Consider the following 24,652-nt stretch of genomic DNA (forward strand, 5'->3'; position numbering starts at 1 on the left):
ACGGCGTGGCCGACGGCGTCACGGTCTCCGGGGCGGAGGGGGTCGCGGTCGGCGGGGTGTTGCTGTTGTTCGGCGTGGTCGCCGTGGGGGTCGGCGTCGGGGTGGCGTTCTTGCCGCCCGGCGCGTTACCGGAGCCGGCCTCGGTGGCGGTGATGCCGTTGCGAGAATAGGTCTGGTCGTTCACCGTGGCGGTGTTGGCCTGGGCGGCCTTCGTGGGCTCCGTCGTGGTGTAGAAGCGGACGCGGCACACCGAGTCGGCGGAGGGGGCGTCGAACTCGATCTGCTCCCGGGGCCAGCCGGGGGCGACCTTCACGTTGGCCACGCCCTGGCCCTCCTGCCAGGAGCCGGTGGTGCACAGGACGGAGTCGGCGACGTAGTTGGCGCCCGGGTCCTTGACGACCCAGTGGGTGTTCTTGGCGCCGCCGGTGTTCTGGGCGCGCACCTCCCACATGAAGACGTACTTGCCCTGCTCGTTGATGCCGTTGAACCAGCCGGACTTGAAGGGGTTGGCCTCGGGGTAGTTGGGCTTCACGCCGTCGCAGCCGGTGTCGCAGGTGCCGTCGCCGTCGGAGTCGCCGAACACGATGGGCGCGGTCGTCGGGCCCACCTGGACGGTGCTCTGCTTGAGGCCGATGCCCTTGTTGTTGATCTGGGCCTGCGCGGTGAGGGTGCCGTCGGTGAGCTTGTCCCACTTCTCGGCGCCGGAGGTCAGGGTGCAGGTCATGTCCTGCGAGCCGACGGTGAAGGTGCAGTTGCCGACGTCGGAGCCGTCCTGGTCGAGGAGGTTGAAGGCGAGCGAGCCGTACCACTCCATGCCCTCGCCGAGCTTGACGGTGAAGGAGTCCCCGGCCTTGGGGGCAGTGGCCTCCCACTTGGCCTGGAGGCTCACCTTGTCCCAGGCCTCGACGGCGACGCCGTTGACCGGGCGCTGACGTGCCTCGGAGGTGACCTTGACGTCGGTCACCTTGATGTTGTCGGAATCGGCGGCCTGAGCCTGTGTGCTCACGGCGGCGGGAACGAAGGCGCCTGCGGCGACGAGCGCGCCGGCGGCCAGAGCGGAAGACCGTCTCATGACTCTCCTCATGCGAATAAGGGACTGTGTTGGCTGATCTGGGCATACCGCGCCCGAGGCGCGGTCACACACCCAAACTAACGGATTCAGAGGCAGATGTCTCGCCTCCATCACGGATTAACTGGCAGATCACATCTCTGTCACAGGGTCCGGTGCTAGCGCAGGTCAGCGAGATTCCGCCAAATAACGGAGGGCTGGGAGCCTCGCGGCTCCCAGCCCTCCGTCAGGATGCGACGTGAATCACAGTACTGTGTGTCAGGCGTCGACCTTCTGCGCGGCGGCGCCACCGGCGGGGGCGAAGCCGGCGGCCTCGGCCTCCTCCACGGTGGCGAACCAGACCTCGGCGACCGTGGCGTCGTACCAGCGCGAGCCGGGGACGTGGTACTTCATCGAGTCCTCGTTGCCCTTGATGCGGTGCTCATCGTCGGGGGCGTCGGCGGAGCCCTCGTCGAGGCGGACGGCGCCGGCGAACGCGACCTTCTCAGTCTTCTCGGTCTTCGCGGCGGACCCGGCCTCGGCCTCCTTGGCGGGGGCCTCGGCGGCTTTGTCGCCCTTGGCCTCGGCGACGGCGTCCTGCGCGGCCTTCTTCGCGGCGGACTTGGCGGTCTTGACCGCGTCCTCGACGACGGCCTTCTTGGCCACCGGCTCGAGCACGAGGGAGATGACGGCCATGGGGGCGTTGTCGCCCTTGCGGGGGGCGGTCTTGATGATGCGGGTGTAGCCGCCGTCGCGGCCCTCCATCTTCGGGGCGATCTCCTCGAAGAGGCGGTACACGGCGTACTTGTCCGTGATCTTCTTCATCACGGTGCGGCGGGCGTGCAGGTCGCCGCGCTTGCCCTTGGTGATGAGCTTCTCGGCGTAGGGGCGCAGCCGACGGGCGCGGGCCTCCGTCGTCGTGATGGACTCGTGGATGAAGAGCTGCCGGGCGAGGTTGGCCAGCAGGTGGCGCTCGTGCTGGGCGGAGCCGCCCAGGCGGGGTCCCTTGGTGGGGCGAGGCATTGTTGTCTCCTAGTGTTTGACGAGGCGGTGCTCAGGCCTGCTCGTCGCTGAAGGTGGGGTTGGTGTAGTCGTCCTCGGCGAGGTAGTCCAGGGGGGAGCCCTTGAGGGACAGGCCCAGCTCGGCGAGCTTGTCCTTGATCTCGGAGATCGACTTGGCACCGAAGTTGCGGATGTCGAGCAGGTCCGCTTCACTGCGCGAGACGAGCTCGCCGACGGTGTGGATGCCCTCGCGCTTGAGGGCGTTGGAGGAGCGGGCCTGGAGGTCCAACTCGTCGATCATGAGGGCGAGATCCTGCTGAAGGGCCTGATCCATGGGCGAGGGGCCGACCTCGATGCCCTCGGCCTCGACGTTGAGCTCCCGGGCCAGGCCGAAGAGCTCGACGAGGGTCTTGCCCGCCGAGGCGAGCGCGTCGCGGGGCGTGATCGAGGCCTTCGTCTCGACGTCGACGATGAGGCGGTCGAAGTCGGTGCGCTGCTCGACGCGCGTGGCCTCCACGGCGTAGGAGACCTTCTTGACCGGCGAGTAGATGGAATCGACCGGGATCCGGGAGATCTCCGCGTTCGGGTCCTTGTTCTGGGTGGCCGAGACGTAGCCGCGACCGCGCTCCACGGTCAGCTCGATCTCCAGCTTGCCCTTCTCGTTGAGGGTCGCGATGACCAGCTCGGGATTGTGGATCTCGACGCCGGCGGGCGGGGTGATGTCACCGGCGGTGACGGCGCCCGGGCCGGACTTGCGCAGGTACATGACGACCGGCTCGTCGTTCTCACTGGAGAGGACGATCTCCTTGATGTTGAGGATGATCTGGGCGACATCCTCCTTGACCCCGGCGATCGTGCGGAACTCGTGGGGGACCCCGTCGATGCGCACACTGGTCACTGCGGCGCCCGGGATGGACGACAGCAGGGTGCGGCGCAGGGAGTTGCCCAGGGTGTAGCCGAATCCGGGCTCGAGGGGCTCGATGATGAACCGCGCCCGGCGGTTCTCCTCGACGACCTCCTCCGTGAGGGTGGGACGCTGTGCGATGAGCACTGTCGGTTTCCTTTCGTCGCGGCGCCCGCTATATGACGCCGTTCCCATGGGTCTCGCCGCGCGGCCTCGAAGCGCCCTGCGGCGGCGGCCCCGACCGGTGCGGGGCCCGTGGCGGCTCGACGGCGCCCATCACCGAGGCGGGGCGCCGTCGAACCGCCTGGAATCAGACGCGGCGGCGCTTCGGGGGGCGGCAGCCGTTGTGGGCCTGGGGGGTGACGTCCGTGATGGAGCCGACCTCGAGGCCGGCGGCCTGGAGGGAGCGGATCGCGGTCTCGCGGCCGGAGCCGGGGCCCTTGACGAAGACGTCGACCTTCTTCATGCCGTGCTCCTGGGCGCGGCGCGCGGCGGCCTCGGCGGCCAACTGGGCGGCGTAGGGGGTGGACTTGCGGGAGCCCTTGAAGCCGACCTGGCCGGAGGAGGCCCAGGCGATGACGGCGCCCGCCGGGTCCGTGAGGGACACGATGGTGTTGTTGAAGGTGGACTTGATGTAGGCGTTGCCGTGGGTGACGTTCTTCCGGTCCTTACGACGCGGCTTGCGCACGGCGGTGCGGGTCTTCGGAGGCATTCTTCCTTCTTCTTCTCAAGATCGGGTTGCGCGGCGGGCGTCGGCGCCCGGGCCGCGGGTCAACTGCTTACTTGGCCTTCTTCTTGCCGGCCACGGTGCGCTTGGGGCCCTTGCGGGTGCGCGCGTTGGTCTTGGTGCGCTGGCCGTGCACCGGGAGGTGACGACGGTGGCGCAGACCCTGGTAGCAGCCGATCTCGACCTTGCGACGGATGTCGGCCTGGACCTCGCGGCGAAGATCGCCCTCCACCTGGTAACTCGAGTCGATGTGGCTGCGCAGAGCCACGAGCTCGTCCTCGGTGAGGTCCTTGACGCGGGTGTCGGGGTTGACGCCCGTTGCCTTGAGGGTCTCGTCCGCGCGGGTGCGGCCGATCCCGAAGATGTAGGTGAGCGCCACCTCGACCCGCTTCTCGCGGGGGAGGTCGACGCCGGAAATGCGTGCCACGGTAGTGGTTCTCCTGTGTGCTCCCGGAGGTCGTCACCCACCTCCCCCGCCCCTCGTGGGCGGCCCCGGCCTCCAGGAACCGGGGGTTGCGCGGCGCCGGCCCGTGGGGCCCGGCGCCGATCGCTGGGGTGGGTGCTGATGGTGGCCACGGATCGTGTGGCCGGTGCGCGGGGCCTCAGCCCTGGCGCTGCTTGTGCCGCGGGTTCTCGCAGATGACCATGACACGGCCGTGGCGACGGATCACCTTGCAGTTGTCACAGATCTTCTTGACGCTCGGCTTGACCTTCATGATTGTCCTCCGCCGGCCCGAGGGGCCGACTTGTCACTTGTACCGATAGACGATGCGGCCGCGCTGGAGGTCGTAGGGACTCATCTCCACGACGACGCGGTCCTCGGGGAGGATGCGGATGTAGTGCTGCCGCATCTTGCCGGAGATGTGCGCGAGCACGACGTGCCCGTTGCTCAACTCCACCCGGAACATCGCGTTCGGAAGGGCCTCGACGACCGATCCCTCGACCTCGATGACGCCGTCCTTCTTAGCCATGCTCCTCCGTCGGTTCTCTCGCTCGAGTTCTCCGGCGACGACGCCGCCGGTCAGGCACGCGCGCTCCGGCCCGGCCGGAAGGGACGGGTCGACAGCGGTGGGCGCACCGAGGGCCAACGATACGGCACCTCGATACCGCGCCACCACGCGGGAAGGCGCTCCCGGTCGGTGTTTCCGGACACATCGGCGCCCCGGCGGCGCTCAGCCGCGCTCGGGCAGCGGCCGGGGCTCGATGCCGAAGGGGGCCAGGCCCTCCGCCCCGCCGTCGGGGGCCGTGAGCACCCAGACTCCCCCGGGGACGATCGCGACGGTGTGCTCCCACTGGGCGGCGCGTGAGCCGTCCTGGGTGACGACGGTCCAGCCGTCGTCGAGCTCGCGCACCTCGGGGCCGCCTGAGGTGAGCATCGGCTCGATGGCCAGCACCATGCCGGGGCGCAGGCGCGGCCCCTTGCGCTTGATCGAGTAGTTGAGGACGTCGGGGGCCTGATGCATGGCGGTGCCGATGCCGTGGCCCACGTACTCCTGGAGGATGCCGAGCCGGGCCTCGGGGATGCCCTGGTCGGCGGCCCCGGCCAGGGCCCGGTCCACCGTCGCCTCGACGGCGTCGCCGATGGCGTTGAGCCGCGCGGCGCGCCCGCTGGTCAGGCCGGCGGCGGCACGGGCGACGGCGGCGACAGCCTCCCACAGGGCCTGTCGCGTGGTGGTGTCCAGGAGGCGGTCGGACGCCGAGGCGTACTCCCCGCCGACCACGGTGGTGAAGGCGGCGTCGCCGTGCCACTGCTCGCCGTCGTCGATGATGTAGGCGCCGCAGTCGAAGGTGACGAGGTCCCCCTCCTCCAGGACGCGCGGCCCGGGGATGCCGTGGACGACCTCGTCATTGACGGAGACGCACACGGTGGCCGGGTAGTCGTAGTAGCCCAGGAAGTTCGAATGAGCCCCGACGGCCTCGATGGTGGCGGCGCACACGGCGTCGAGCTCGGCTGTCGCCACCCCCGGGCGGACCGCCTCTCGCAGGGCGGCGTGGATATCGGCGACGACGAGGCCGGCCCGTCGCATGAGCCGGACCTGGTCCGGGGTCTTGATCTCGATCTGCTCGCGCGCCAGCACCGCGCGCCCCCTCTCTCAACGGCAGTGGCGCGGGACCGGCCGGTCCCGCGCCACTGAGGACTGCTCGGTCAGGCCTTGACGCCCGCGGAGGCGAGCGCCGTCATGATGCGCTCGGTGACCTCGTCGACGTCGCCGATGCCATCGACGCGCACGAGGAGGCCCTTGGCCTCGTAGAGGGCGGCCAGCGGCTCGGTCTGCTCGGCGTAGACCTCGAGGCGGCGCCTGATGACAGGCTCGGTGTCGTCGGCGCGGTTCTGCTCGGTGGCGCGCTTGAGGAGCCGCTCGACGACGACCTCGGCGTCGGCGGTGATCTCCAGGACGATGTCGAGGGCGAGTCCCTTGGCGGCGAGCATGGAGTCGAGCTCGTGGACCTGGGCCTCGGTGCGCGGGTAGCCATCGAGGAGGAAGCCGGAGGCGGCGTCGTCGGCGGCGATGCGGTCGGCGACCATGGCGTTGGTGACGGAGTCCGGGACGTACTCGCCCTTGTCCATGTACTCCTTGGCCCTGAGGCCGAGCTCGGTGGCGCCGGCCACGTTGGCGCGGAAGATGTCACCGGTGGAGATGGCGGGGATGGACAGGCGCTCGCTGATGCGGGCCGCCTGGGTGCCCTTGCCGGCCCCGGGAGGGCCGAGAAGGACCATGCGTGCGCTCATGAGAGGAACCCTTCGTAGTGTCGCTGCTGGAGCTGGGAGTTGATCTCCTTGACGGTCTGGAGGCCGACTCCCACCATGATGAGGATAGTCGTGCCGCCGAAGGGCAGGGACTCCGCCAGCCCCAGCTCGATGACCGCGAGGGTCGGTACCAGTGCGAGGACCACGAGGTAGATCGAGCCGACGACGGTCACCCGGTTGATGACGTAGGAGAGGTACTTGACCGTGGGCTCGCCCGCGCGAATGCCGGGGATGAAGCCGCCGTACTTCTTCATGTTGTCCGCGATCTCCTCGGCGTTGAAGGTGATCGCCGTGTAGAAGAAGGTGAAGAAGAGGATGAGCAGGCCGTAGGCGGCGAGGTAGATCGTGTCCGTCTGACGCAGGTTCTGGCCCACCCAGGCCGCCCAGGAGCTTTTCGGGGAGAACTGGGAGACGAGCTGGGGCATGGCCAGGATCGAGGAGGCGAAGATGACGGGGATGACGTTCGCCGTGTTGATCTTGATGGGGATGTAGGTGGTGGACCCGCCGTACTGGCGCCTCCCGATCATCCTCTTGGCGTACTGCACCGGGATGCGCCGGGTGCCCTGCTCCACGAAGACGACGGCGATCGTGGCCACGAGGATGACGGCGATGACGATGGCGAACTTCGAGACGCCGCCGCTGCCGGTGAGGATCGAGCCGAGGTTCTGCGGGAAGCGCGCGACGATCGAGGTGAAGATGAGCAGCGACATGCCGTTGCCGATGCCGCGGTCCGTGATGAGCTCGCCGAGCCACATGATCAGGCCGGTGCCGGCGGTCATGGTGACGATCATGAGGGCGAGGTTGACCGGGCTGTCATCCGGGATGACGGGGACGGTGCAGGTGGGGAAGAGCTGGCCGTTGGCGGCCGTGGCCACGATGGTGGCGGACTGCAGGACGCCCAGGCCGATCGTCAGGTAGCGGGTGTACTCGGTGAGCTTGGCGGTGCCGGACTGCCCCTCCTTGTGGAGCTCCTCGAAGCGGGGGATGACCACGCGCAGGAGCTGGATGATGATGGAGGCCGTGATGTAGGGCATGATCCCCAGCGCGAAGACGCTCAGCTGCAGCAGGGCGCCGCCGGAGAAGATGTTGATAAGGCTCAGGAGACTGGCGTCCTCAGCCTGGCCGACGCAGGTCTGGACGTTCTGCAGGCTCACGCCCGGCGTCGGCAGGACCGAGCCCAGGCGGAACAGGGCCATGATGCCGAGGGTGAAGAGGAGCTTCCTCCTCAGGTCGGGCGTCTTGAATGCCTGGACGAAGGCGCTGAGCACGCGGTCTCCTGTGGACTCGGGGAATCGGCGTCGAATGGCCCGGATGCGGGCGCGACGGCGGACGCGCAGGCGCGCGCCGGGCTCACACTACCCCGGAGCAGGGCTCCCCTTCGAGGCCGTGACCCTTTCGGAAGGCAAGGCGTACATCACGCCGCAGCCCCTCCATCGCCCTCGCCCCCGCCCCGCCCTTCCCGCCGAGACCGGTCGAAAACGTCACCGAGACCGGTTCGGGCATGCCAGTCGCTCCTCCTCACCCGCGTGCCGCGCCCAACGGAGGATCCGACCGCAGGCCCGACGGCACCGCGAGGCCCCGGTGGGGGCGGACCGGAATCCTCCCCCACCGGGGCCTCGTCTTGCTCGCTTGGAGCGGATCAGCTCACTGCCCAGTCCTCGGAGAGCCCGATCGTGCCGCCGGCGGCCTCGATCTTCTCCTTGGCGGAGGCCGACCAGGCATCCGCCTTGACCGTCAGCTTGACGGAGATGTCCCCGCCGCCGAGCACCTTGACCAGGTGACCGTGGCGCACGGCGCCGGCGGCCACGAGGTCGGCCACGGTGACCGTCCCGCCGGAGGGGAACAGCTCGGCGATGCGGCCGACGTTGACCGGCTGGAACTCCACGCGGTTCGGGTTGCGGAACCCGCGGAGCTTGGGCAGGCGCATGTGCAGCGGCATCTGACCGCCCTCGAAGCCGGGGCGCACCTGGTAGCGGGCCTTCGTGCCCTTGGTGCCGCGACCGGACGTCTTGCCCTTGGAGCCCTCACCACGACCCACGCGGGTCTTGGCCTTCTTGGCGCCCGGGGCGGGGCGGAGGTGGTGCAGCTTGACGACGCGCACCTTCTCCGTCCCGGACTCGGCGGTGTTCTCTGCGGCCTTCTCAGAGGCCTTCTTGGTGTCTGCCATCTCAGACCTCCTCAACGGTCACGAGGTGGTGCACCGTTGCGATCATGCCGCGAACGGTGGGGGTGTCCTCGCGAACAGTGGACTGGCGGATCTTGCGCAGGCCGAGGGACTTGAGGGTCTCGCGCTGGCGGTGGGTACCACCGATGCCGGAGCGGACCTGGGTCACCTTGAGCTGCTTCGTGCTCGCGGTCTTGGTGTCAGCCATCACGCCTCCACTCCTTCAGCGGCCTTCTCGGCCTCCTTCTTCTCCGCCTCGGCGCGCTTGTCGGCCTCGCCCTCGGCACGCGCCCGCAGCATGGACTGCGGGGCAATGTCCTCCAGGGGCAGGCCGCGCCGGGCGGCAACCGTCTCGGGCTGCTCGAGCCTCTTGAGCGCGTCGACCGTCGCGTGGACGATGTTGATCGCGTTCGAGGAGCCGAGCGACTTCGACAGGATGTCGTGGATGCCGGCGCAGTCCAGCACGGCGCGCACCGGACCGCCGGCGATGACGCCGGTACCGGGGGAGGCCGGGCGCAGGAGGACGACTCCGGCGGAGTCCTCGCCCTGGACGAGGTGAGGAATGGTGCGGCGGATCATCGGGACGCGGAAGAAGTTCTTCTTCGCGAACTCCACGGCCTTGGCGATCGCGGCGGGCACCTCCTTCGCCTTGCCGTAGCCGACGCCGACCGTGCCCTCGCCGTCGCCGACGACGACCAGCGCCGTGAAGGTGAAGCGGCGGCCGCCCTTGACGACCTTGGACACGCGGTTGATGGTGACGACGCGCTCGATGTACTTGTCGTCGTTGCCGCGGCCCGAGTTGCGGTCGCGGCGGTCGTTGCGGTCACGACGGCCGCGGCTCTCGCCCCGGTTCTCGTCGTTGCGGGCCGAGCCGTCGGACGACGCGGACCTGTCTCGCTGCGGTGCAGCCATCAGATTCTCCTTTGCTTTCTCGTCGTCTCAGTGCTCAGAGCACCAGGCCGCCCTCGCGGGCGCCGTCAGCGACGGCCGCGACGCGGCCGTGGTACTTGTTTCCACCGCGGTCGAAGACGACCGCCTCGATGCCCAGGGCCTTGGCGCGCTCGGCAACGAGCTCGCCGACCTTGTGGGCCGCGCCGACCTTGTGGCCCTCGACGCCCTTGCAGGCCGCCTCGAGAGTCGAGGCGGAGCACAGCGTGTGCCCGATGGTGTCGTCGACGACCTGGGCGACCATGTGGCGATTGGAGCGTGTGACGACCAGGCGCGGGCGCTCGGGCGTGCCGTTGACGTGCTTGCGCACGCGCTGGTGGCGGATCTTGCGGGCAATAGCCTTGGACTTGCCCCTCTTGATCGAGTAAGCCATGGTCACTTACCAGCCTTTCCGACCTTGCGGCGCACGTTCTCGCCGGCGTAACGCACGCCCTTGCCCTTGTAGGGCTCCGGCGGGCGGATCTTGCGGATGTTCGCGGCGACCTCGCCGACCTGCTCCTTGGAGATGCCGGAGACGGCGATCTTCAGGTTGCCGTCCACCGTGAAGGTGATGCCCTCGGGGGGCTCGACGACGACGGTGTGCGAGAAGCCGAGGAAGAGCTCGATGGCCGAGCCCTTGGCAGCGACGCGGTAACCGGTCCCGACGATCTCGAGGTTCTTGACATAGCCCTCGGTGACACCGATGACCATGTTGTTGATGAGCGTGCGGGACAGGCCGTGGAGCGAGCGCGAGCGGCGCTCGTCGTCGGGACGGGTCACGAGGATCGTGCCGTCATCCTGCTTGGTCACGCTCAGGGGCTCGGAGATGATACGGCTCAGGGTGCCCTTGGGGCCCTTGACCGTCACCTCGTTGCCGTTGATGGTGACGTCCACTCCGGCGGGAACCGGAACGGGGAGTCGTCCAATACGAGACATGGTGTTCCTCCGTTCCTTTCTCTCACCAGACGTAGGCGAGGACTTCCCCGCCGACGCCCTTGTTCTCAGCCTGACGGTCGGTCAGGAGGCCGGAGGAGGTGGACAGGATGGCCACCCCCAGGCCGCCGAGGACCTTGGGCAGGTTCGTGGACTTCGCGTAGACGCGCAGGCCGGGCTTGGAGATCCGCTTGAGGCCCTGGATGGCGCGCTGGCGGTTGGCTCCGTACTTGAGGCTCAGCGTGAGCGTCTTGCCGACCTCGGCGTCCGTGACCTCGTAGTCGGCGATGTAGCCCTCGGTCTTGAGCATCGCGGCGATGTTGACCTTGAGCTTGCTCGACGGCATCGAGACGGTGTCGTGGTAGGCGCTGTTTGCATTGCGCAGACGGGTCAGCATGTCTGCGATCGGGTCTGTCATAGTCATGAGTGGGCCTTGGCCCTTCCTCGTCGCGGTTTCCTCAGCGGACCTGCGACGTAAGTTCTTACCAGCTGGACTTGCTCACGCCGGGGAGCTCGCCACCGAGGGCCATCTCCCGCAGGCAGATACGGCACAGGCCGAACTTGCGGTACACGGAGTGCGGGCGGCCGCAGCGCTGGCAGCGCGTGTAGGCACGAACACCGAACTTCGGCTTCCGGTTCGCCTTCTGGATGAGAGCGGTCTTCGCCATGTCACTTCTCCTTGAAGGGGAAGCCGAGCCGCGCGAGCAGCGAGCGGGCCTCCTCATCGGTCTTGGCCGTGGTCACGATGGTGATGTCCATGCCACGGACGCGGTCGATCGAGTCCTGGTCGATCTCGTGGAACACGGCCTGCTCCGTGAGACCGAAGGTGTAGTTGCCGTTGCCGTCGAACTGCTTGGGGCTCATTCCGCGGAAGTCGCGGATCCGGGGCAGCGAGATCGAGATGAGGCGGTCGAGGAACTCCCACATGCGGTCGCCGCGCAGCGTCGAGTGCGCGCCGATCGGCTGGCCCTCGCGCAGCTTGAACTGCGCGATGGACTTGCGGGCCTTCGTGATCTGGGGCTTCTGACCGGTGATGGCCGCCAGGTCGCGAACGGCGCCCTCGATCATCTTGGAGTCGTGTGCCGCCTCGCCCACGCCCATGTTGACGACGATCTTGGAGATGCGGCCGATCTCCATCACGTTGGAGTGCTTGAACTCCTCGCGGAGGGCGGGAAGCACCTCCTCGGCGTACTTGGTCTTGAGACGGGGGGTGATCTTGTCGCTCATCAGAGGTCCTTCCCGCTCACCTTGGCGTAGCGCACGCGAACGGTGCGCTTGCGGCCGTTGGGCCGCACGCCCTCCTCGACGCGGAAGCCGACGCGAGTGCGCTTCTTGGTCTGGGGGTCCACGGGCATCACGTTCGAGATGTGGATCGGGGCCTCGACCGTCTCGATGCCCCCGGTGCGGGCGCCCTGGGCGGACTGCCCGACCTTGACGTGCTTGGTGACGCGCTGGACGCCCTCGACGACGACGCGATCGGTGGCCTTGATGACCTCCAGGACACGGCCGGTCTTGCCCTTGTCCTTGCCCGCGATGACGATGACCTGGTCGCCCTTCTTGATGCGTGCCATATTCAGATCACCTCCATGGCGAGAGAGACGATGCGCATGAACTTCTTCTCGCGAAGCTCACGGCCGACGGGGCCGAAGATGCGCGTGCCGCGCGGCTCCCCATCATTGTTCTTGAGGATGACGGCCGCGTTCTCGTCGAAGCGGATGTACGAGCCGTCCGGGCGACGGCGCTCCTTGCGGGTGCGGACGACGACCGCCTTGACGACGTCGCCCTTCTTGACGCTGCCACCCGGGACGGCGTCCTTGACAGTGGCGACGATCGTGTCGCCGATGCCCGCATAGCGCCGGCCCGAGCCGCCGAGCACACGGATGCACAGGATCTCCTTGGCACCGGTGTTGTCGGCGACCTTCAGTCGCGACTCCTGCTGGATCATAGGGTGTTCTCCTTCGTCGAGCCGGTTCTCGGGTCCCCCCGAGCCTTGCCGAACGTTCTTGGTGTTCTTGCGCGCTGCTCCCCCGACCCGGGGGCAGGAGGAGTCCACGAAGCGAGGGTCCCATCAGACACAGGCGCAGGAGCGCGGGGTCTCTGAAGGGCGCGCCGAGGGCGCACGCAACTGTCATAGCCTAGTGCAGCGCTGAAGGCCCCCGATACCAGAGCCCCCTCCTCGCCCCTGTGCCCTTCCTCACCACCCCTCCCTCGCCGAGACCGGTCGAAAACGCCATCGAGACCGGTTGGTTTTCCACAGATTGCTCAACCCGGTTCCATTAGCGCCCCGCGGCCGCGACGCTTGAGGGATGTACACCACCGACTCCGGCGACCGCAGTCCGCACCCCCGCTCCGGCACGCAGGCACCGGCCGCCCCCAGGCGGGACCTCGAGACCGGTGCGATCCGACCGATACGCCGCGGGACCACGATGCGCGTGGACCCGGACGAGCCCTATTGGCGAGCGGCCTCCCGCGCGAGGGAGATGATCATCGAGGCCTGCGACGCCGAGGGACTCGACGGCGTCATCTGCCAGGAGGCGGCCGCGCGCCTCCACGGGGCCAGGGTGATGTCCGAGGCTCAGACGATCCATCTCGTCACCTCCTGGAAGCCCGGCGGCCTCCGGCGCTGCTCGAGCCGGCGCCACCCCGGCAGGGTCCCCTCCCGGGACGCCTCCCCCGCTGAGCGCCGCCGTCTCCTGGACGCCAGGCCGATCGTGCGCCACCACATGCCCCTGGAGGACGGCGACGTCGTCGATCACGCCGGGCTTCGCGTCACCAGCCTGGAGCGCACGATCCTCGACTGCGCGCGCTTCCTCCAGCCCGACCGCGCGCTCGCCGTCGTCGACTCCCTCTTCGCCGTGGCGGCGGGGGCCGGCGCTCATCCCTGGGACGAGCGACGCCGGATCGAGGCCGAGACCGCCGAACTGCGCCGTCGACTCCTGGCCCGCCTGGAGCAATGGGCGGGTCAACGCGGATGTCGCCGCGCTCGGGCGGTTCTACTGTCGGCGACGGCGATGAGCCAGTCCGTCTGGGAGTCCGAGGCGCGGCGGCTCTCCCTGGCCTCCGGCATCGCTCCCCCGCAGGTGCAGCTCGCGGTGCGCGGGGGCGACGGCCGCACGTACTTCGCGGATCTCGGCTGGATCCTCGTCCGTCTTCTCCTGGAGATCGACGGCGAGGTCAAGCTCGTGAGCGACCCCGAGGGCGAGCCGGGCCGCAGGGCGGCTCGGGAGGAGGCGATCCGCGAGGCCGGATTCGATGTGCTGAGAATGGGCCCGGAGGAACTGCGGGACAGGCGCACCGCGGTGCGCCGCATCTGGGACGCGCTGCCGCCGTCGGCGCGGGACGCGTCTCCGATCACGGCGCTGCTGACCACTCGTGAGCGTGAAGCCGGAGGTCTGCGCCCGGGGTTCTAGGAGCGGCGAGCGCGCCGGGCCGGTCTCGATCGCCACTTCGACCGGTTTCGGTGACGTTTTCGACCGGTCTCGGCGAGAGGGGCGGGCGGGAGGGAGGAGGGAGGAGGGTACGACGACGCCGCGGCGGCCCGCATGGGGGCGGGCGCCGCGGCGTCGCGATGCTGTGATCAGCGGAAGGTCACTTGGCCTTCTCGATGATCTCCACGAGGCGCCAGTGCTTGGTGGCGCTCAGGGGACGGGTCTCCATGATCGAGACGAGGTCGCCGACGGCGGCCGTGTTGTTCTCGTCGTGGGCCTTGACCTTCTTGGACCGACGGATGACCTTGCCGTACAGGGAGTGCTTGTAGCGCTCCTCGACGAGGACGACGATGGTCTTGTCCATCTTGTCGGAGACGACGTAGCCGCGGCGGACCTTGCGCTGGTTGCGCTCGGGGGCGGCCTCAGTACTGGTGGTCTGCTCGCTCACTTGGACTCCTGGCTGCTCGGAGCGGTACGGATGCCGAGCTCACGCTCGCGCACGATGGTGTAGATGCGGGCGATGTCGCGGCGCACGGCCTTGAGGCGGCCGTGGTCCTCGAGCTGGCCGGTCGCCGAGGCGAACCGGAGGTTGAACAGCTCGGCCTTCGCCTTGGTGAGCTCCTCGGCGAGGCGCTCGTTGTCCATGCCGTCGAGGTCGGCGGGGGTCAGCCCCTGGGATCCGATAGCCATCAGACGTCACCACCCTCACGAGTCACGAAACGGGTCTTCATCGGGAGCTTGTGCATCGCGCGGCGCATGGCCTCACGGGCGAGCTCCTCGGGGACGCCTCCGAGCTCGAACATGATGCGGCCGGGCTTCACATTGGCGATCCACCACTCCGGGGCGCCCTTACCGGAGCCCATGCGGGTCTCGGCGGGCTTCTTGGTCAGCGGGCGGTCCGGGAAGATGTTGATCCACACCTTGCCGCCACGCTTGATGTGACGGGTCATGGCGATACGGGCCGCCTCGATCTGGCGATTGGTGATGTAGGCGGGCTCGAGGGCCTGAATGCCGAAATCACCGAAGGCGAGCTGGTTGCCGCCCTTGGACATGCCCGAGCGGTGCGGGCGGTGCTGCTTGCGGAACTTGGTCCGGCGGGGGATGAGCACGGCTCAGGCCTCCGTTCCCTGCGTGGCGGCAGCGTTCTCGGTGGCCGGCGCCTGCTCGACCTGCTGCTCGCCGCCCTGACGCGCGCCGCGCTCGCCGCGTCGCGCACCACGGCGGTCACCGGAGCGACCCCCGCGGCCGCGCGGGGCGGACTCGGCCTGCTGGCGGGCGAACTCACGCTCGGTGAGGTCGCCCTTGTAGATCCACACCTTGACGCCGAGACGGCCGAAGGTGGTCTTGGCCTCGTAGAAGCCGTAGTCGATGTTCGCGCGCAGGGTGTGCAGCGGCACGCGGCCCTCGCGGTAGAACTCCGAGCGGCTCATCTCCGCGCCGCCGAGGCGGCCGGAGCACTGGACGCGGATGCCCTTGGCGCCGGCGCGGATGGCGGACTGCATGCCCTTGCGCATCGCGCGGCGGAAGGACACGCGGGAGGCGAGCTGCTCGGCGATGCCCTGGGCGACGAGCTGGGCGTCCAGATCGGGGCTCTTGACCTCGAGGATGTTGAGCTGGACCTGCTTGCCGGTGAGCTTCTCCAGCGAGCCGCGCAGGCGCTCGGCCTCGGCGCCGCGGCGCCCGATGACGATGCCCGGGCGGGCGGTGTGCAGGTCGACGCGGACGCGGTCGCGCGTGCGCTCGATGTCGACCTTGGAGATGCCGGCCCGCTCCATGCCATCGGCCATGAGGCGGCGGATCTTGACGTCCTCCTCGACGAAGTCGCGGTAGCGCTGACCGGGCTTCGTGGAGTCCGCGAACCAGCGCGAGCGGTGGTCCGTGGTGATGCCCAGGCGGAACCCGGTCGGGTTGACCTTCTGCCCCATTACCGGGCTCCTTCCTTGCGTGCGGTGTCGGCGCGGTCGCCGACGTAGACGGTGATGTGACTGGTGCGCTTGAGGATCCGGCTCGCGCGGCCCTGGGCCCGCGGGCGGAACCGCTTGAGGGTCGGGCCCTCATCGGCGAACACCTCGGTGATGAACAGATCGTTCTCGTCGAACCGCTCGCCGGCGGCCTCGGCCTTGAACCGGGCGTTGGCGATCGCGGACTCGATGACCTTGCGCACCGGCACGGCAGCGGCCTGCGGGGCGAAACGGAGCACGTTGACAGCCTCGACGGCGCGCTTGCCGCGGACGACGTCCACGACGCGGCGAGCCTTCATCGGCGTGCAGCGCACGTACTTGGCCTGCGCCTTAGCTTCCATAGTTCTCTTTGCCTCTCAACTCTCCGCGCGTCAGCGGCGCGACTTGCGGTCGTCCTTGACGTGCCCGCGGAAGGTGCGGGTCGGGGCGAACTCGCCGAGCTTGTGGCCCACCATGGACTCGGTGATGAAGACCGGGACGTGCTTGCGACCGTCATGGACGGCGAAAGTGTGTCCGAGGAAGTCCGGCGTGATGACCGAACGACGGGACCAGGTCTTGATGACGTTCTTGGTGCCCTTCTCGTTCTGGGCGTCCACCTTCTTCTGGAGGTGGTCGTCGACGAAGGGACCCTTCTTCAGACTGCGCGGCATATCAGGCTCCTATCAGCGCTTCTTGCCGGTCCGACGACGACGCACGATGAGGCGGTCGCTGGACTTGTTGGGACGACGGGTACGGCCCTCGGGCTTGCCCCACGGGGACACGGGGTGACGGCCACCGGAGGTGCGGCCCTCACCACCACCGTGGGGGTGGTCCACCGGGTTCATGACGACACCGCGGACGGTCGGGCGCACGCCCTTCCAGCGCATGCGGCCGGCCTTGCCCCAGTTGATGTTGGACTGCTCGGCATTGCCGACCTCGCCGACCGTGGCGCGGCAGGCGACCTCGACCATGCGGATCTCGCCGGAGGGCATGCGCAGCGTGGCGTACTTGCCCTCCTTGGCGACGAGCTGGACCGAGGCGCCGGCGGAGCGGGCGATCTTCGCGCCGCCACCGGGGCGCAGCTCGACGGCGTGCACGACGGTACCGGTGGGGATGTTGCGCAGCTGCAGGTTGTTGCCGGGCTTGATGTCCGCGTTGGGACCGGCCTCGACGACGTCGCCCTGACCGAGCTTGTTCGGGGCGATGATGTAGCGCTTCTCGCCGTCGGCGTAGTGCAGGAGGGCGATGCGCGCGGTGCGGTTGGGGTCGTACTCGATGTGAGCGACCTTGGCGGGCACGCCGTCCTTGTCGTGGCGACGGAAGTCGATCACGCGGTAGGCGCGCTTGTGACCGCCGCCCTTGTGGCGGGTGGTGACGCGGCCGTTGTTGTTGCGACCACCGGTCTTGTGGAGCGGGCGAACGAGGGACTTCTCGGGCTCGCTGCGCGTGATCTCGACGAAGTCGGCCACGGAGGAGCCGCGGCGACCCGGCGTCGTCGGCTTGTACTTACGGATTCCCATGTCGATCCTTTACCTTCCGTGTCCGTGTCAGTTCGCCACGTCGCCGAAGATGTCGATGCTGCCCTCGCGCAGCGTGACGATCGCGCGCTTGGTGTCCTTGGACTTGCCGAGCCCGGTGCGGGTGCGGCGGGTCTTGCCCTTGCGGTTGGCCGTGTTCACCGAGTCGACCTTGACCTTGAAGATGGACTCGATGGCCATCTTGATCTCGGTCTTGTTGGAGCCGGGCGCCACGAGGAACGTGTACTGGCCGCGGTCCATGCAGGTGTAGGACTTCTCGGAGACGACCGGCGCGATGATGATGTCGCGGGGGTTCTTGGACTTCTCGAGGCTCACTTGGACTCCTCCTCGCCCTTGCCGAGGAACGAGTCCAGGGCAGCGGAAGTGAAGACGACGTCGTCGTTGACCAGGACGTCGTAGGTGTTGAGCTGGTCGGCCCACAGGACATGCGCCTCGGGGGCGTTGCGCAGGCTCAGGCGGCTCAGGTCGTCCTCGCGGGTGACGACGACGAGGGCCTTGCGGTCCGTCATGTTGCGCAGCGCGCCGAGGGCCGACTTGGTGGAGGGCTTCTCAGTGGTGACGAACTCGGTGATGACGTGGACGCGGCCGTTGCGGGCGCGGTCCGACAGGGCCGAGCGCAGGGCGGCGGCCTTCATCTTCTTGGGCGTGCGCTGGCTGTAGTCGCGCGGCTGCGGGCCGTGGACGGTGCCGCCGCCGGCGAACTGGGGGGCGCGGGTGGAGCCCTGGCGGGCGCGGCCGGTGCCCTTCTGGCGGTAGGGCTTCTTGCCGCCGCCGCGGACCATGCCGCGGGTCTTGGTGGCATGGGTGCCCTGGCGGGCCGCGGCCAGCTGGGCCACGACGACCTGGTGCATGAGCGGGATGTTGAGGTCGACGTCGAAGATCTCGGCGGGGAGCTCGGCGGTGCCCTTCTTGGCGCCCTTGGAGTCGACGATCGCGACGGTGAGGGTCTGGTTCTCAGCCATGGTCTCAGGCTCCCTTCACGGCCGTGCGGACGACGACGACCTGTCCCTTGGGGCCCGGGACGGCGCCGCCCACGAGAAGGTAGCCCTTCTCGACGTCGACGCCGCGGACCTTGAGGTTCTGGACGGTGGTGGTGGCGTGGCCCATGCGGCCGGCCATGCGCAGGCCCTTGAAGATGCGGCCGGGCGTGGCGCAGGCGCCGACGGAGCCGGGCTTGCGGTGGTTGCGGTGCGCGCCGTGGGAGGCGGAGACGCCCTTGAAGCCGTGGCGCTTCATGACGCCCGCGAAGCCCTTGCCCTTGGAGGTGCCGGTGACGTCGACCAGCTGGTCGACCTCGAAGATGTCCGCGCCGAGCTCCTGGCCCGGGGTGAACTCCGAGGCGATGGAGGTGCGCAGTTCGGCCACGTGACGGCGGGGGGCGACCCCGGCCTTGGCGAAGTGGCCGGCGAGGGGCTTGGTGACCTTGCGCTCGTCGATCTCGCCGAAGGCGAGCTGGACGGCCTCGTACCCGTCGGTCTCGACGGTGCGGACCTGGGTCACGACGTTGGTGTCGACGCGCACGACCGTGACGGGGCGGAGGACTCCGTTCTCGTCCCAGATCTGCGTCATGCCGAGCTTGGTGCCGAGGAGCGCCTTGGCAGGCGCGGCGGCTGCCGGCTTGTTAAGCGTAGTCATGGCGATGGTCCTCAGAGCTTGATCTCGATGTTGACGTCCGCGGGCAGGTCGAGCCGCATGAGCGAGTCGACGGCCTTGGGCGTCGGGTCGACGATGTCGATCAGCCGCTTGTGCGTGCGCATCTCGAAGTGCTCACGGCTGTCCTTGTACTTGTGGGGCGACCGGATGACGCAGAACACGTTCTTCTCGGTCGGCAGCGGCACCGGGCCCACGACCGTCGCGCCTGCGCGGGTCACGACGTCGACGATCTTGCGCGCCGAGCTGTCGATGACCTCGTGGTCGTAGGACTTGAGCCGGATGCGGATCTTCTGTCCCGCCATGGCGCCTAACCTCTCTTGCTTTCGGCGACCGGTCCACGCGCTCGGGCGTGTCGCTTCCACGACCTGCTCGTTCACACCCGCTGTTGAGGTAAGGGACCGGTCTGGACACACGGAACCCGGTGGGTACCGGCTCCGTCAGACTGGTTCCCGGGTCGACCCCGGGAGGTGGCCGGCACGCGCTGGCGCACCGGCCCGGTAACGATATCAGCGCACCGCCCCGTGCTGGAAGCCGAGCAGGCGACCACGGGCTGTGAGACCGCCCACCAGGTCCACGCGCCCGGGCGTGTCGCGGCTCGACCCGGGCCCTGCCCGCGGCCCGTCCTGCCGGCCGCGCCGCCACGACCGCGCGGGCCCCGGCGGCGCTCCTCGTCAGGAGCGCCGCCGGGGCCCGCGGGGATGGCGGGACTAGCGGACGACGAAGACCTCCCGTCCGCTCTCCTCGCTCCTCTCCGCCGTCACGGTCCCGCTGATCGTGTCGCCGGTGATGGTCAGCACGCCGTTGTCGTAGCGGTGGGTGACGCCGACCAGGGGGATGGTCACCACCTCGCGGTCGTTGTCGGTGAAGGACGGGGCGCCCAGCACCTGCAGGTCCTGCCCCTCGCCGCTGAGCACGAGGATGGTCGTGGTGAGCACGACCTTGTCGCCGTGGACGTACGACCCGCCGTAGCCGATCTCGCTGTACCTCAGGCAGCGCAGGTAGGCGACCGAGGTGTCGGCCTCCGCCTCGTCGATCGTGGTGACGTCCGGACCCACCTGAGCCTCGTACTCGCCCACCAGGTCCTCCAGCTGGCTGCTGACGTCCGGGTCCGCCTCGTCGGCGACCGCGGTGACGCCCTCCAGGAGGAGCTCGACCGGGGTCGAGCCACCGGCGTAGAACCCGTCCTTCCACCCGGGCACGACGGAGTCGAGCAGCACACCGGTGATGAATCCCTGCGCGTAGGACTCGGAGTCGACCGAGACGTCGAGGACCTCGCCCTCGTGCAGCGGCGCCTGCCGTGCCCGCAGCTCCTCCTCGGACTGGTCGGCACCGATCGCCAGGGCCATGTACTCGACGTACCGGGCGATGCCCTCGGCGATGTCGTAGGTGTGGATGTCCGCGGCCTCCTGGGCGTACTCGCTCGTCCAGGAGTCGAACCAGTAGCGGGCGCGCCCCAGGTGCTCCGAGCGCGTGTCGGCGTCCATGACCGCCTGACGCAGGCGGTGGAGCATCATGCGTCGTAGGAGCCGCGGTCGGGCCTCGAAGGGGTAGGGGGTGTCCCTGCTGGACGACGCGGTGAAGTCGATCTCGTCCTGGTAGTAGAAGTGAACGAGCTCGTGGGTCATGAGGGCGAAGGCGTAGGTGGCCGGGTCCCGAAGGTCGGCGGTCGTCTGGGACGCCCCGGTGGCGCTGACCTGCGGCGCCGACCCCGCGGGAGCGGCGCCCTGCCGCCCCTCCTCCTGCTCACCCGCCCTCACGCCGCCGACGGACGCGGCCTGGCCGAGGTTGAGGGTGATGGACGGGTTGTCCTCGAAGGTGATCTCGCCGTAGGAGGTGGGCGGCTCGATGTCCGCGTACTCGTCGGCCGTGAGCTCACGGTGGCCCTCGGTGGAGATCACCCAGGCGCGTGCCGCCCGGTGCTCCTCGTCGACCTTCATGGCCACGATCCGGTGGCGCGTGTAGTCGGCCCCCGGCCATACGGTCCCCATGAGCGGCCACGCGCGCGCGACCCAGGCGGCCACTCCCTCGACCATCGTCTCGTACTGCTCATCGGTCAGCTCCGGTGGCCCCGCCAGGAACCCGTCCAACGGGTTGCCGTCCCCCGTGCCGGGCGACGGGGTCGGCGGGGCCTGTCCGTCGGCGCCGGCGTCCCCGTTCGCGCCGCAGGCGCTCAGGGGTAGCAGGAGGGCCGTCGCCGCGGCTGCGAGGGCGGTGCGCCGCGTGAGCTGCGCGGACAAGAGATCAGTGCGTGTCATGGTCTTCTCCTTCATCGTGCGGTGTGTCATGGAGTGCGTGGGTGCGTGCGAGCCGGCTCGCACGACGACGACGGGCCGACGCGGCGTCGTGATGGCTCCGACGTCCCGGCGGCCGGTCTCGCCGGGGCCGTCAGGCCCCGACCTGCTCGACCTCCTCCGTGCAGGTCAGGTCGCTGTCCGGCAGCTCGCCGCGCAGCAGGTAGCGGTCGACTGCGTTGTCCACGCACTCGCCCTTGCGCCCGTAGGCGCCGTGCCCGTGGCCCTCGACGGTGACGAGGCGGGCCGAGTCGAGCTGGGAGGCGAGAGCCTGCGCCCACTGGTAGGGGGTCGCCGGGTCGTCGGTGATGCCGATGACGAGGATCGGAGCGGCCCCCGTGGCCCTGATCTGGCCGGGCTCGTGGTCGCCGTGGTGCCCCCACCCCTGGCAGAACGCGTCGGGGAAGGTCAGTCCGGTGCCCAGGGTGGGAGCGACCTCCTTTATCCGCTCGGCCTGGGCCTCCCACTGGGCGCTGTCCCCGCGCACCGGGTAGTCGAGGCAGTCGACGGCGCTGATGGCGTTCTCGTTGGCGGCCTGAGCCGCCTCCTGCTCCGCCCGCTCCTGGGGATCCGTCGTCTGGTCGAGCAGGTCGGGGTCGGCCAGGACCGCCAGGCCCGTGCCGTCGTTGTCCCTGATGGCCTGCCGCAGGGCTCCGGTCAGCAGGTCCCAGGCGCTATTGTCGTACATGAGGTCGATGAGCGCCCTGGTCAGCGTGGCGCCGTCCACCGACTGACCGATCGTCACCGGCAGGGGGCTGGCGCTCGCCTTGTCGATGAGCTCCTTGATCTGCGCCACTCCGGCCTCGGTGTCCCCGGTGAGCGGGCAGTCCTCCCCGGACTGGCAGTGCTCGACGTAGGTGTGCAGGCTCTTCTCGATGGCCTCGGCCTGCTCGACGACGTTCTCGGCGTTCTCACGAGAGGGGTCCTGGGCGCTGTCGAGCACCATCCGACCGACGTGGGAGGGGAACATCTCGGCGTAGCGCGCTCCCAGGTAGGTCCCGTAGGAGACGCCGAGGTAGTGCAGACGGTTGTCTCCGGACAGGGCCCGCAGGACGTCCATGTCGCGCGCCACCGAGGCGGTGTCCATATGGTCGATGATGCCCGGCACCGGGGAGTTCTGCTCGCACTTCGAGGCGAGCTCGGCCGCCGTCTGCTCGGTGGACTCGGCCGTCTCCTCACCGGCGGTCTCACCGGGCTCCTCGGTCTGCGCGGCGTCCGCCGGATCCTGGGCTGCACCGGCCCCGGAGGCCTCGAGCTCGGCGGCGACGGTGTCGCTGATCTCTTGCGGGCTCAGGCAGGTCAGGGGCGTGGACTGGCCGACGCCTCGCGGATCGAATCCGATGATGTCGTACGCTGACCGGAGGGCGTCGGAGAAGACGCCCTCCTGCGACACGTAGTCCACACCGCTCCCGCCGGGACCGCCGGGATTGGTCAGGAGGGTGCCGATGGGGCCGCCGGAGGTCGAGGGCAGCTTCTTGACGGCCAGGTCGATGGTCTGCCCGGAGGGGTCGTCGTAGTCCAGGGGCACCGTGACCGTGGCGCACTCGAAGGAGGCGTTGTCCTCGCACGGGGACCAGTCGACCTTCTGCGAGTAGTAGCTCTCCAGTCCTGCGGGGACCGGAGGGGCGCTCGGTGCGTCCACGGGGACGGCGGAGGACGGGACCGAGGGGGTGGTCCCCGCCGATGAGGACGAGGGACTGGTCCCGGCGGTGCAGGACGACAGGAGCAGGCACGCCGTGGCGGTGACGATGCTGAGGGTGCGCGTAGCGCGGTTCATGACTGGCATGCGAGAAGCGTATGTCCGACGTCTGCACCACCTATCGGAAGGACGTATGATCTTTCGTCGCCGCGAAGTCGTCCCTCAGGAGGACGCGCCTCCGCCTCAAGACTCACCGACGCCGCGAACGACTGTCCCCCGGACCCGTGTGCGGGTCCGGGGGACAGTCGTTCGCGGTGCGGTCCGTGCTACCGGCGTCGCAGCGTCGTCACTTGAGGATCTTGGTGACGCGGCCGGAGCCGACGGTGCGGCCACCCTCACGGATGGCGAAGCCGAGGCCCTCCTCCATGGCGATGGGCTGGATGAGCTCGACGCTCATCTCGGTGGTGTCGCCGGGCATGACCATCTCGGTGCCCTCGGGCAGCGTGATGACGCCGGTGACGTCCGTGGTCCGGAAGTAGAACTGCGGACGGTAGTTCGAGTAGAAGGGGTTGTGGCGACCGCCCTCGTCCTTGGTCAGGATGTAGACGTGGCCCTCGAACTGGGTGTGCGGGGTGATGGAGCCGGGCTTGCAGACGACCTGACCGCGCTCGACGTCCTCGCGCTTGGTGCCGCGCAGGAGCAGACCGCAGTTCTCGCCGGCCCAGGCCTCGTCCATCTGCTTGTGGAACATCTCGATACCGGTGACCGTGGTCTTCTGGGCCTCGCGGATACCGAGGATCTCGACCTCGGAGTTGATCGGCAGCTTGCCGCGCTCGACACGGCCGGTGACGACGGTGCCGCGACCGGTGATGGTGAAGACGTCCTCGATGGGCATGAGGAACGGCTTGTCCATGTCACGCTCGGGAGTCGGGATGAAGGTGTCGACCTCGTCCATGAGCTCCTTGATCTTGGCGGCCCACTCGGCGTCGCCCTCGAGGGCCTTGAGCGCGGAGACGCGGACCACGGGGGCGTTGTCGCCGTCGTAGTCCTGGGAGGACAGCAGCTCGCGGACCTCCATCTCGACCAGGTCGAGGAGCTCCTCGTCCTCAACCATGTCGGCCTTGTTGAGGGCGACGAGGAGGGCGGGGACGCCGACCTGGCGGGCGAGCAGGACGTGCTCGCGGGTCTGGGCCATCGGGCCGTCGGTGGCGGCGACCACGAGGATCGCGCCATCCATCTGGGCGGCGCCGGTGATCATGTTCTTGATGTAGTCGGCGTGGCCGGGGGCGTCGACGTGCGCGTAGTGGCGCTTGTCGGTCTCGTACTCGACGTGCGCGATGTTGATCGTGATACCGCGCTGGCGCTCCTCGGGAGCCTTGTCGATCTCGTCGAAGGGGGTGAAGGGGTTGAGCTCCGGGTACTCGTCGTGCAGAACCTTGGAGATCGCGGCGGTCAGCGTCGTCTTGCCGTGGTCGACGTGACCGATCGTTCCGATGTTGACGTGCGGCTTGGTCCGCTCGAACTTGGCCTTGGCCACTGGTGTCCTCCTGGGACTCGGGTAGTGCTCTTCGTCGGGATTCGACTAGCACATGCTAGCCGGTCCCCCTGCCAGAGCCACTACAGGATGGTTGTTGGAAATCTTACTGGAATGCGGGCTCGGGGCCGAACGGCCCGAGCAGTCCCGGGGACCGGGCCGGATCAGTCCGGTC

General features: G+C 69.1%; 35 protein-coding genes. 1 reads left to right on the forward strand and 34 read right to left on the reverse strand.

Annotated features, from left to right (window positions below):
- The 20 genes from B1H55_RS07295 to rplN form a co-directional block, all read right to left on the reverse strand.
- Positions 1–1,072: Ig-like domain-containing protein (locus B1H55_RS07295; protein WP_080461663.1), on the reverse strand; the 1,072-nt coding region annotated here is incomplete at its 3' end.
- Between the two features lie 255 nt (positions 1,073–1,327).
- The gene (gene rplQ, locus B1H55_RS07300) at positions 1,328–2,071 is read right to left on the reverse strand and encodes a 50S ribosomal protein L17, sunset domain variant (RefSeq protein ID WP_077240473.1); all 744 of its coding nucleotides are present in this window, start codon (positions 2,069–2,071) and stop codon (positions 1,328–1,330) included.
- Between the two features lie 31 nt (positions 2,072–2,102).
- A complete protein-coding gene (locus tag B1H55_RS07305; RefSeq protein ID WP_073451430.1) occupies positions 2,103–3,101 on the reverse strand; it encodes a DNA-directed RNA polymerase subunit alpha in 999 nt (332 codons plus the stop codon).
- Between the two features lie 163 nt (positions 3,102–3,264).
- Positions 3,265–3,666, reverse strand: a complete 402-nt coding sequence (gene rpsK, locus B1H55_RS07310) for a 30S ribosomal protein S11 (RefSeq protein ID WP_017177296.1) — start codon at positions 3,664–3,666, stop codon at positions 3,265–3,267.
- Positions 3,667–3,733: 67 nt separating this feature from the next.
- Positions 3,734–4,108: a 30S ribosomal protein S13 gene (gene rpsM / locus B1H55_RS07315; protein WP_073451431.1), complete on the reverse strand. Its 375-nt coding sequence runs from the start codon at positions 4,106–4,108 to the stop codon at positions 3,734–3,736.
- Positions 4,109–4,283: 175 nt separating this feature from the next.
- Positions 4,284–4,397 carry a 50S ribosomal protein L36 gene (rpmJ, locus tag B1H55_RS07320; protein ID WP_005987264.1) on the reverse strand — a complete coding sequence of 38 codons (114 nt, stop codon included), beginning with the start codon at positions 4,395–4,397 and terminating at the stop codon, positions 4,284–4,286.
- A gap of 33 nt (positions 4,398–4,430) precedes the next feature.
- Positions 4,431–4,652: a translation initiation factor IF-1 gene (infA, locus tag B1H55_RS07325; protein ID WP_017177298.1), complete on the reverse strand. Its 222-nt coding sequence runs from the start codon at positions 4,650–4,652 to the stop codon at positions 4,431–4,433.
- A gap of 201 nt (positions 4,653–4,853) precedes the next feature.
- Positions 4,854–5,759: a type I methionyl aminopeptidase gene (gene map / locus B1H55_RS07330; RefSeq protein ID WP_077240474.1), complete on the reverse strand. Its 906-nt coding sequence runs from the start codon at positions 5,757–5,759 to the stop codon at positions 4,854–4,856.
- Positions 5,760–5,827: 68 nt separating this feature from the next.
- Positions 5,828–6,412 (reverse strand): adenylate kinase, encoded by a 585-nt coding sequence (locus tag B1H55_RS07335; RefSeq protein ID WP_231952789.1) that lies wholly within the window; start codon positions 6,410–6,412, stop codon positions 5,828–5,830.
- Positions 6,409–7,698 (reverse strand): preprotein translocase subunit SecY, encoded by a 1,290-nt coding sequence (gene secY, locus B1H55_RS07340; protein WP_073451434.1) that lies wholly within the window; start codon positions 7,696–7,698, stop codon positions 6,409–6,411. Before secY ends, B1H55_RS07335 begins: the two co-directional genes overlap by 4 nt.
- A 371-nt stretch (positions 7,699–8,069) precedes the next feature.
- Positions 8,070–8,597 carry a 50S ribosomal protein L15 gene (gene rplO, locus B1H55_RS07345; protein ID WP_080461664.1) on the reverse strand — a complete coding sequence of 176 codons (528 nt, stop codon included), beginning with the start codon at positions 8,595–8,597 and terminating at the stop codon, positions 8,070–8,072.
- Between the two features lies 1 nt (position 8,598).
- Positions 8,599–8,802: a 50S ribosomal protein L30 gene (rpmD, locus tag B1H55_RS07350; RefSeq protein WP_017177303.1), complete on the reverse strand. Its 204-nt coding sequence runs from the start codon at positions 8,800–8,802 to the stop codon at positions 8,599–8,601.
- Entirely contained in the window at positions 8,802–9,506 is a 705-nt protein-coding gene (gene rpsE / locus B1H55_RS07355; protein WP_073451436.1) for a 30S ribosomal protein S5, read from the reverse strand. Before rpsE ends, rpmD begins: the two co-directional genes overlap by 1 nt.
- Positions 9,507–9,540: 34 nt before the next feature.
- Entirely contained in the window at positions 9,541–9,915 is a 375-nt protein-coding gene (rplR, locus tag B1H55_RS07360) for a 50S ribosomal protein L18 (RefSeq protein ID WP_073451591.1), read from the reverse strand.
- A 2-nt stretch (positions 9,916–9,917) separates the two neighbouring features.
- Entirely contained in the window at positions 9,918–10,457 is a 540-nt protein-coding gene (rplF, locus tag B1H55_RS07365; protein ID WP_073451437.1) for a 50S ribosomal protein L6, read from the reverse strand.
- A gap of 22 nt (positions 10,458–10,479) precedes the next feature.
- Positions 10,480–10,878, reverse strand: a complete 399-nt coding sequence (gene rpsH / locus B1H55_RS07370) for a 30S ribosomal protein S8 (protein WP_017177307.1) — start codon at positions 10,876–10,878, stop codon at positions 10,480–10,482.
- 58 nt (positions 10,879–10,936) lie between these two features.
- Complete coding sequence (locus B1H55_RS07375; protein WP_017177308.1) at positions 10,937–11,122, reverse strand: type Z 30S ribosomal protein S14; 186 nt, start codon at positions 11,120–11,122, stop codon at positions 10,937–10,939.
- A gap of 1 nt (position 11,123) precedes the next feature.
- On the reverse strand, positions 11,124–11,681 hold the full coding sequence (rplE, locus tag B1H55_RS07380) for a 50S ribosomal protein L5 (protein ID WP_073451438.1): 558 nt from the start codon (positions 11,679–11,681) through the stop codon (positions 11,124–11,126).
- Positions 11,681–12,025: a 50S ribosomal protein L24 gene (gene rplX / locus B1H55_RS07385; RefSeq protein WP_073451439.1), complete on the reverse strand. Its 345-nt coding sequence runs from the start codon at positions 12,023–12,025 to the stop codon at positions 11,681–11,683. Before rplX ends, rplE begins: the two co-directional genes overlap by 1 nt.
- Before the next feature lie 2 nt (positions 12,026–12,027).
- The gene (gene rplN / locus B1H55_RS07390; RefSeq protein ID WP_073451440.1) at positions 12,028–12,399 is read right to left on the reverse strand and encodes a 50S ribosomal protein L14; all 372 of its coding nucleotides are present in this window, start codon (positions 12,397–12,399) and stop codon (positions 12,028–12,030) included.
- 361 nt (positions 12,400–12,760) lie between these two features.
- On the opposite strand from rplN, the gene B1H55_RS07395 reads away from it, so the two are divergent.
- Complete coding sequence (locus B1H55_RS07395) at positions 12,761–13,864, forward strand: hypothetical protein (protein WP_077240476.1); 1,104 nt, start codon at positions 12,761–12,763, stop codon at positions 13,862–13,864.
- A 178-nt stretch (positions 13,865–14,042) separates the two neighbouring features.
- On the opposite strand, the gene rpsQ is transcribed toward B1H55_RS07395, so the two are convergent.
- From rpsQ to tuf, 14 genes are all read right to left on the reverse strand, one after another.
- A complete protein-coding gene (gene rpsQ, locus B1H55_RS07400; protein ID WP_017177313.1) occupies positions 14,043–14,330 on the reverse strand; it encodes a 30S ribosomal protein S17 in 288 nt (95 codons plus the stop codon).
- Positions 14,327–14,572: a 50S ribosomal protein L29 gene (gene rpmC / locus B1H55_RS07405; RefSeq protein ID WP_017177314.1), complete on the reverse strand. Its 246-nt coding sequence runs from the start codon at positions 14,570–14,572 to the stop codon at positions 14,327–14,329. Before rpmC ends, rpsQ begins: the two co-directional genes overlap by 4 nt.
- On the reverse strand, positions 14,572–14,991 hold the full coding sequence (rplP, locus tag B1H55_RS07410; protein ID WP_017177315.1) for a 50S ribosomal protein L16: 420 nt from the start codon (positions 14,989–14,991) through the stop codon (positions 14,572–14,574). Before rplP ends, rpmC begins: the two co-directional genes overlap by 1 nt.
- A 3-nt stretch (positions 14,992–14,994) precedes the next feature.
- Entirely contained in the window at positions 14,995–15,807 is an 813-nt protein-coding gene (gene rpsC / locus B1H55_RS07415; protein ID WP_017177316.1) for a 30S ribosomal protein S3, read from the reverse strand.
- The gene (rplV, locus tag B1H55_RS07420) at positions 15,807–16,184 is read right to left on the reverse strand and encodes a 50S ribosomal protein L22 (protein ID WP_073451442.1); all 378 of its coding nucleotides are present in this window, start codon (positions 16,182–16,184) and stop codon (positions 15,807–15,809) included. The genes rpsC and rplV overlap by 1 nt, the downstream gene beginning before the upstream one ends.
- A gap of 30 nt (positions 16,185–16,214) precedes the next feature.
- Positions 16,215–16,493 (reverse strand): 30S ribosomal protein S19, encoded by a 279-nt coding sequence (gene rpsS / locus B1H55_RS07425; protein WP_009748893.1) that lies wholly within the window; start codon positions 16,491–16,493, stop codon positions 16,215–16,217.
- Positions 16,494–16,505: 12 nt separating this feature from the next.
- Complete coding sequence (rplB, locus tag B1H55_RS07430; protein ID WP_073451443.1) at positions 16,506–17,342, reverse strand: 50S ribosomal protein L2; 837 nt, start codon at positions 17,340–17,342, stop codon at positions 16,506–16,508.
- 27 nt (positions 17,343–17,369) lie between these two features.
- Positions 17,370–17,675 (reverse strand): 50S ribosomal protein L23, encoded by a 306-nt coding sequence (gene rplW / locus B1H55_RS07435; RefSeq protein ID WP_073451444.1) that lies wholly within the window; start codon positions 17,673–17,675, stop codon positions 17,370–17,372.
- On the reverse strand, positions 17,672–18,322 hold the full coding sequence (rplD, locus tag B1H55_RS07440) for a 50S ribosomal protein L4 (protein ID WP_073451445.1): 651 nt from the start codon (positions 18,320–18,322) through the stop codon (positions 17,672–17,674). Before rplD ends, rplW begins: the two co-directional genes overlap by 4 nt.
- Positions 18,323–18,326: 4 nt before the next feature.
- The gene (rplC, locus tag B1H55_RS07445) at positions 18,327–18,995 is read right to left on the reverse strand and encodes a 50S ribosomal protein L3 (protein WP_077240477.1); all 669 of its coding nucleotides are present in this window, start codon (positions 18,993–18,995) and stop codon (positions 18,327–18,329) included.
- An 11-nt stretch (positions 18,996–19,006) separates the two neighbouring features.
- Entirely contained in the window at positions 19,007–19,315 is a 309-nt protein-coding gene (gene rpsJ, locus B1H55_RS07450; protein ID WP_003786051.1) for a 30S ribosomal protein S10, read from the reverse strand.
- A 405-nt stretch (positions 19,316–19,720) separates the two neighbouring features.
- Positions 19,721–21,268 carry a hypothetical protein gene (locus B1H55_RS07455; protein ID WP_073451447.1) on the reverse strand — a complete coding sequence of 516 codons (1,548 nt, stop codon included), beginning with the start codon at positions 21,266–21,268 and terminating at the stop codon, positions 19,721–19,723.
- A gap of 130 nt (positions 21,269–21,398) precedes the next feature.
- On the reverse strand, positions 21,399–23,090 hold the full coding sequence (locus B1H55_RS07460; RefSeq protein WP_073451448.1) for an alpha/beta hydrolase: 1,692 nt from the start codon (positions 23,088–23,090) through the stop codon (positions 21,399–21,401).
- A 199-nt stretch (positions 23,091–23,289) separates the two neighbouring features.
- The gene (gene tuf, locus B1H55_RS07465; RefSeq protein WP_073451449.1) at positions 23,290–24,480 is read right to left on the reverse strand and encodes an elongation factor Tu; all 1,191 of its coding nucleotides are present in this window, start codon (positions 24,478–24,480) and stop codon (positions 23,290–23,292) included.
- Positions 24,481–24,652 lie beyond the last annotated feature (172 nt).

Source organism: Actinomyces denticolens, assembly GCF_002072185.1.
Lineage (GTDB): Bacteria > Actinomycetota > Actinomycetes > Actinomycetales > Actinomycetaceae > Actinomyces > Actinomyces denticolens.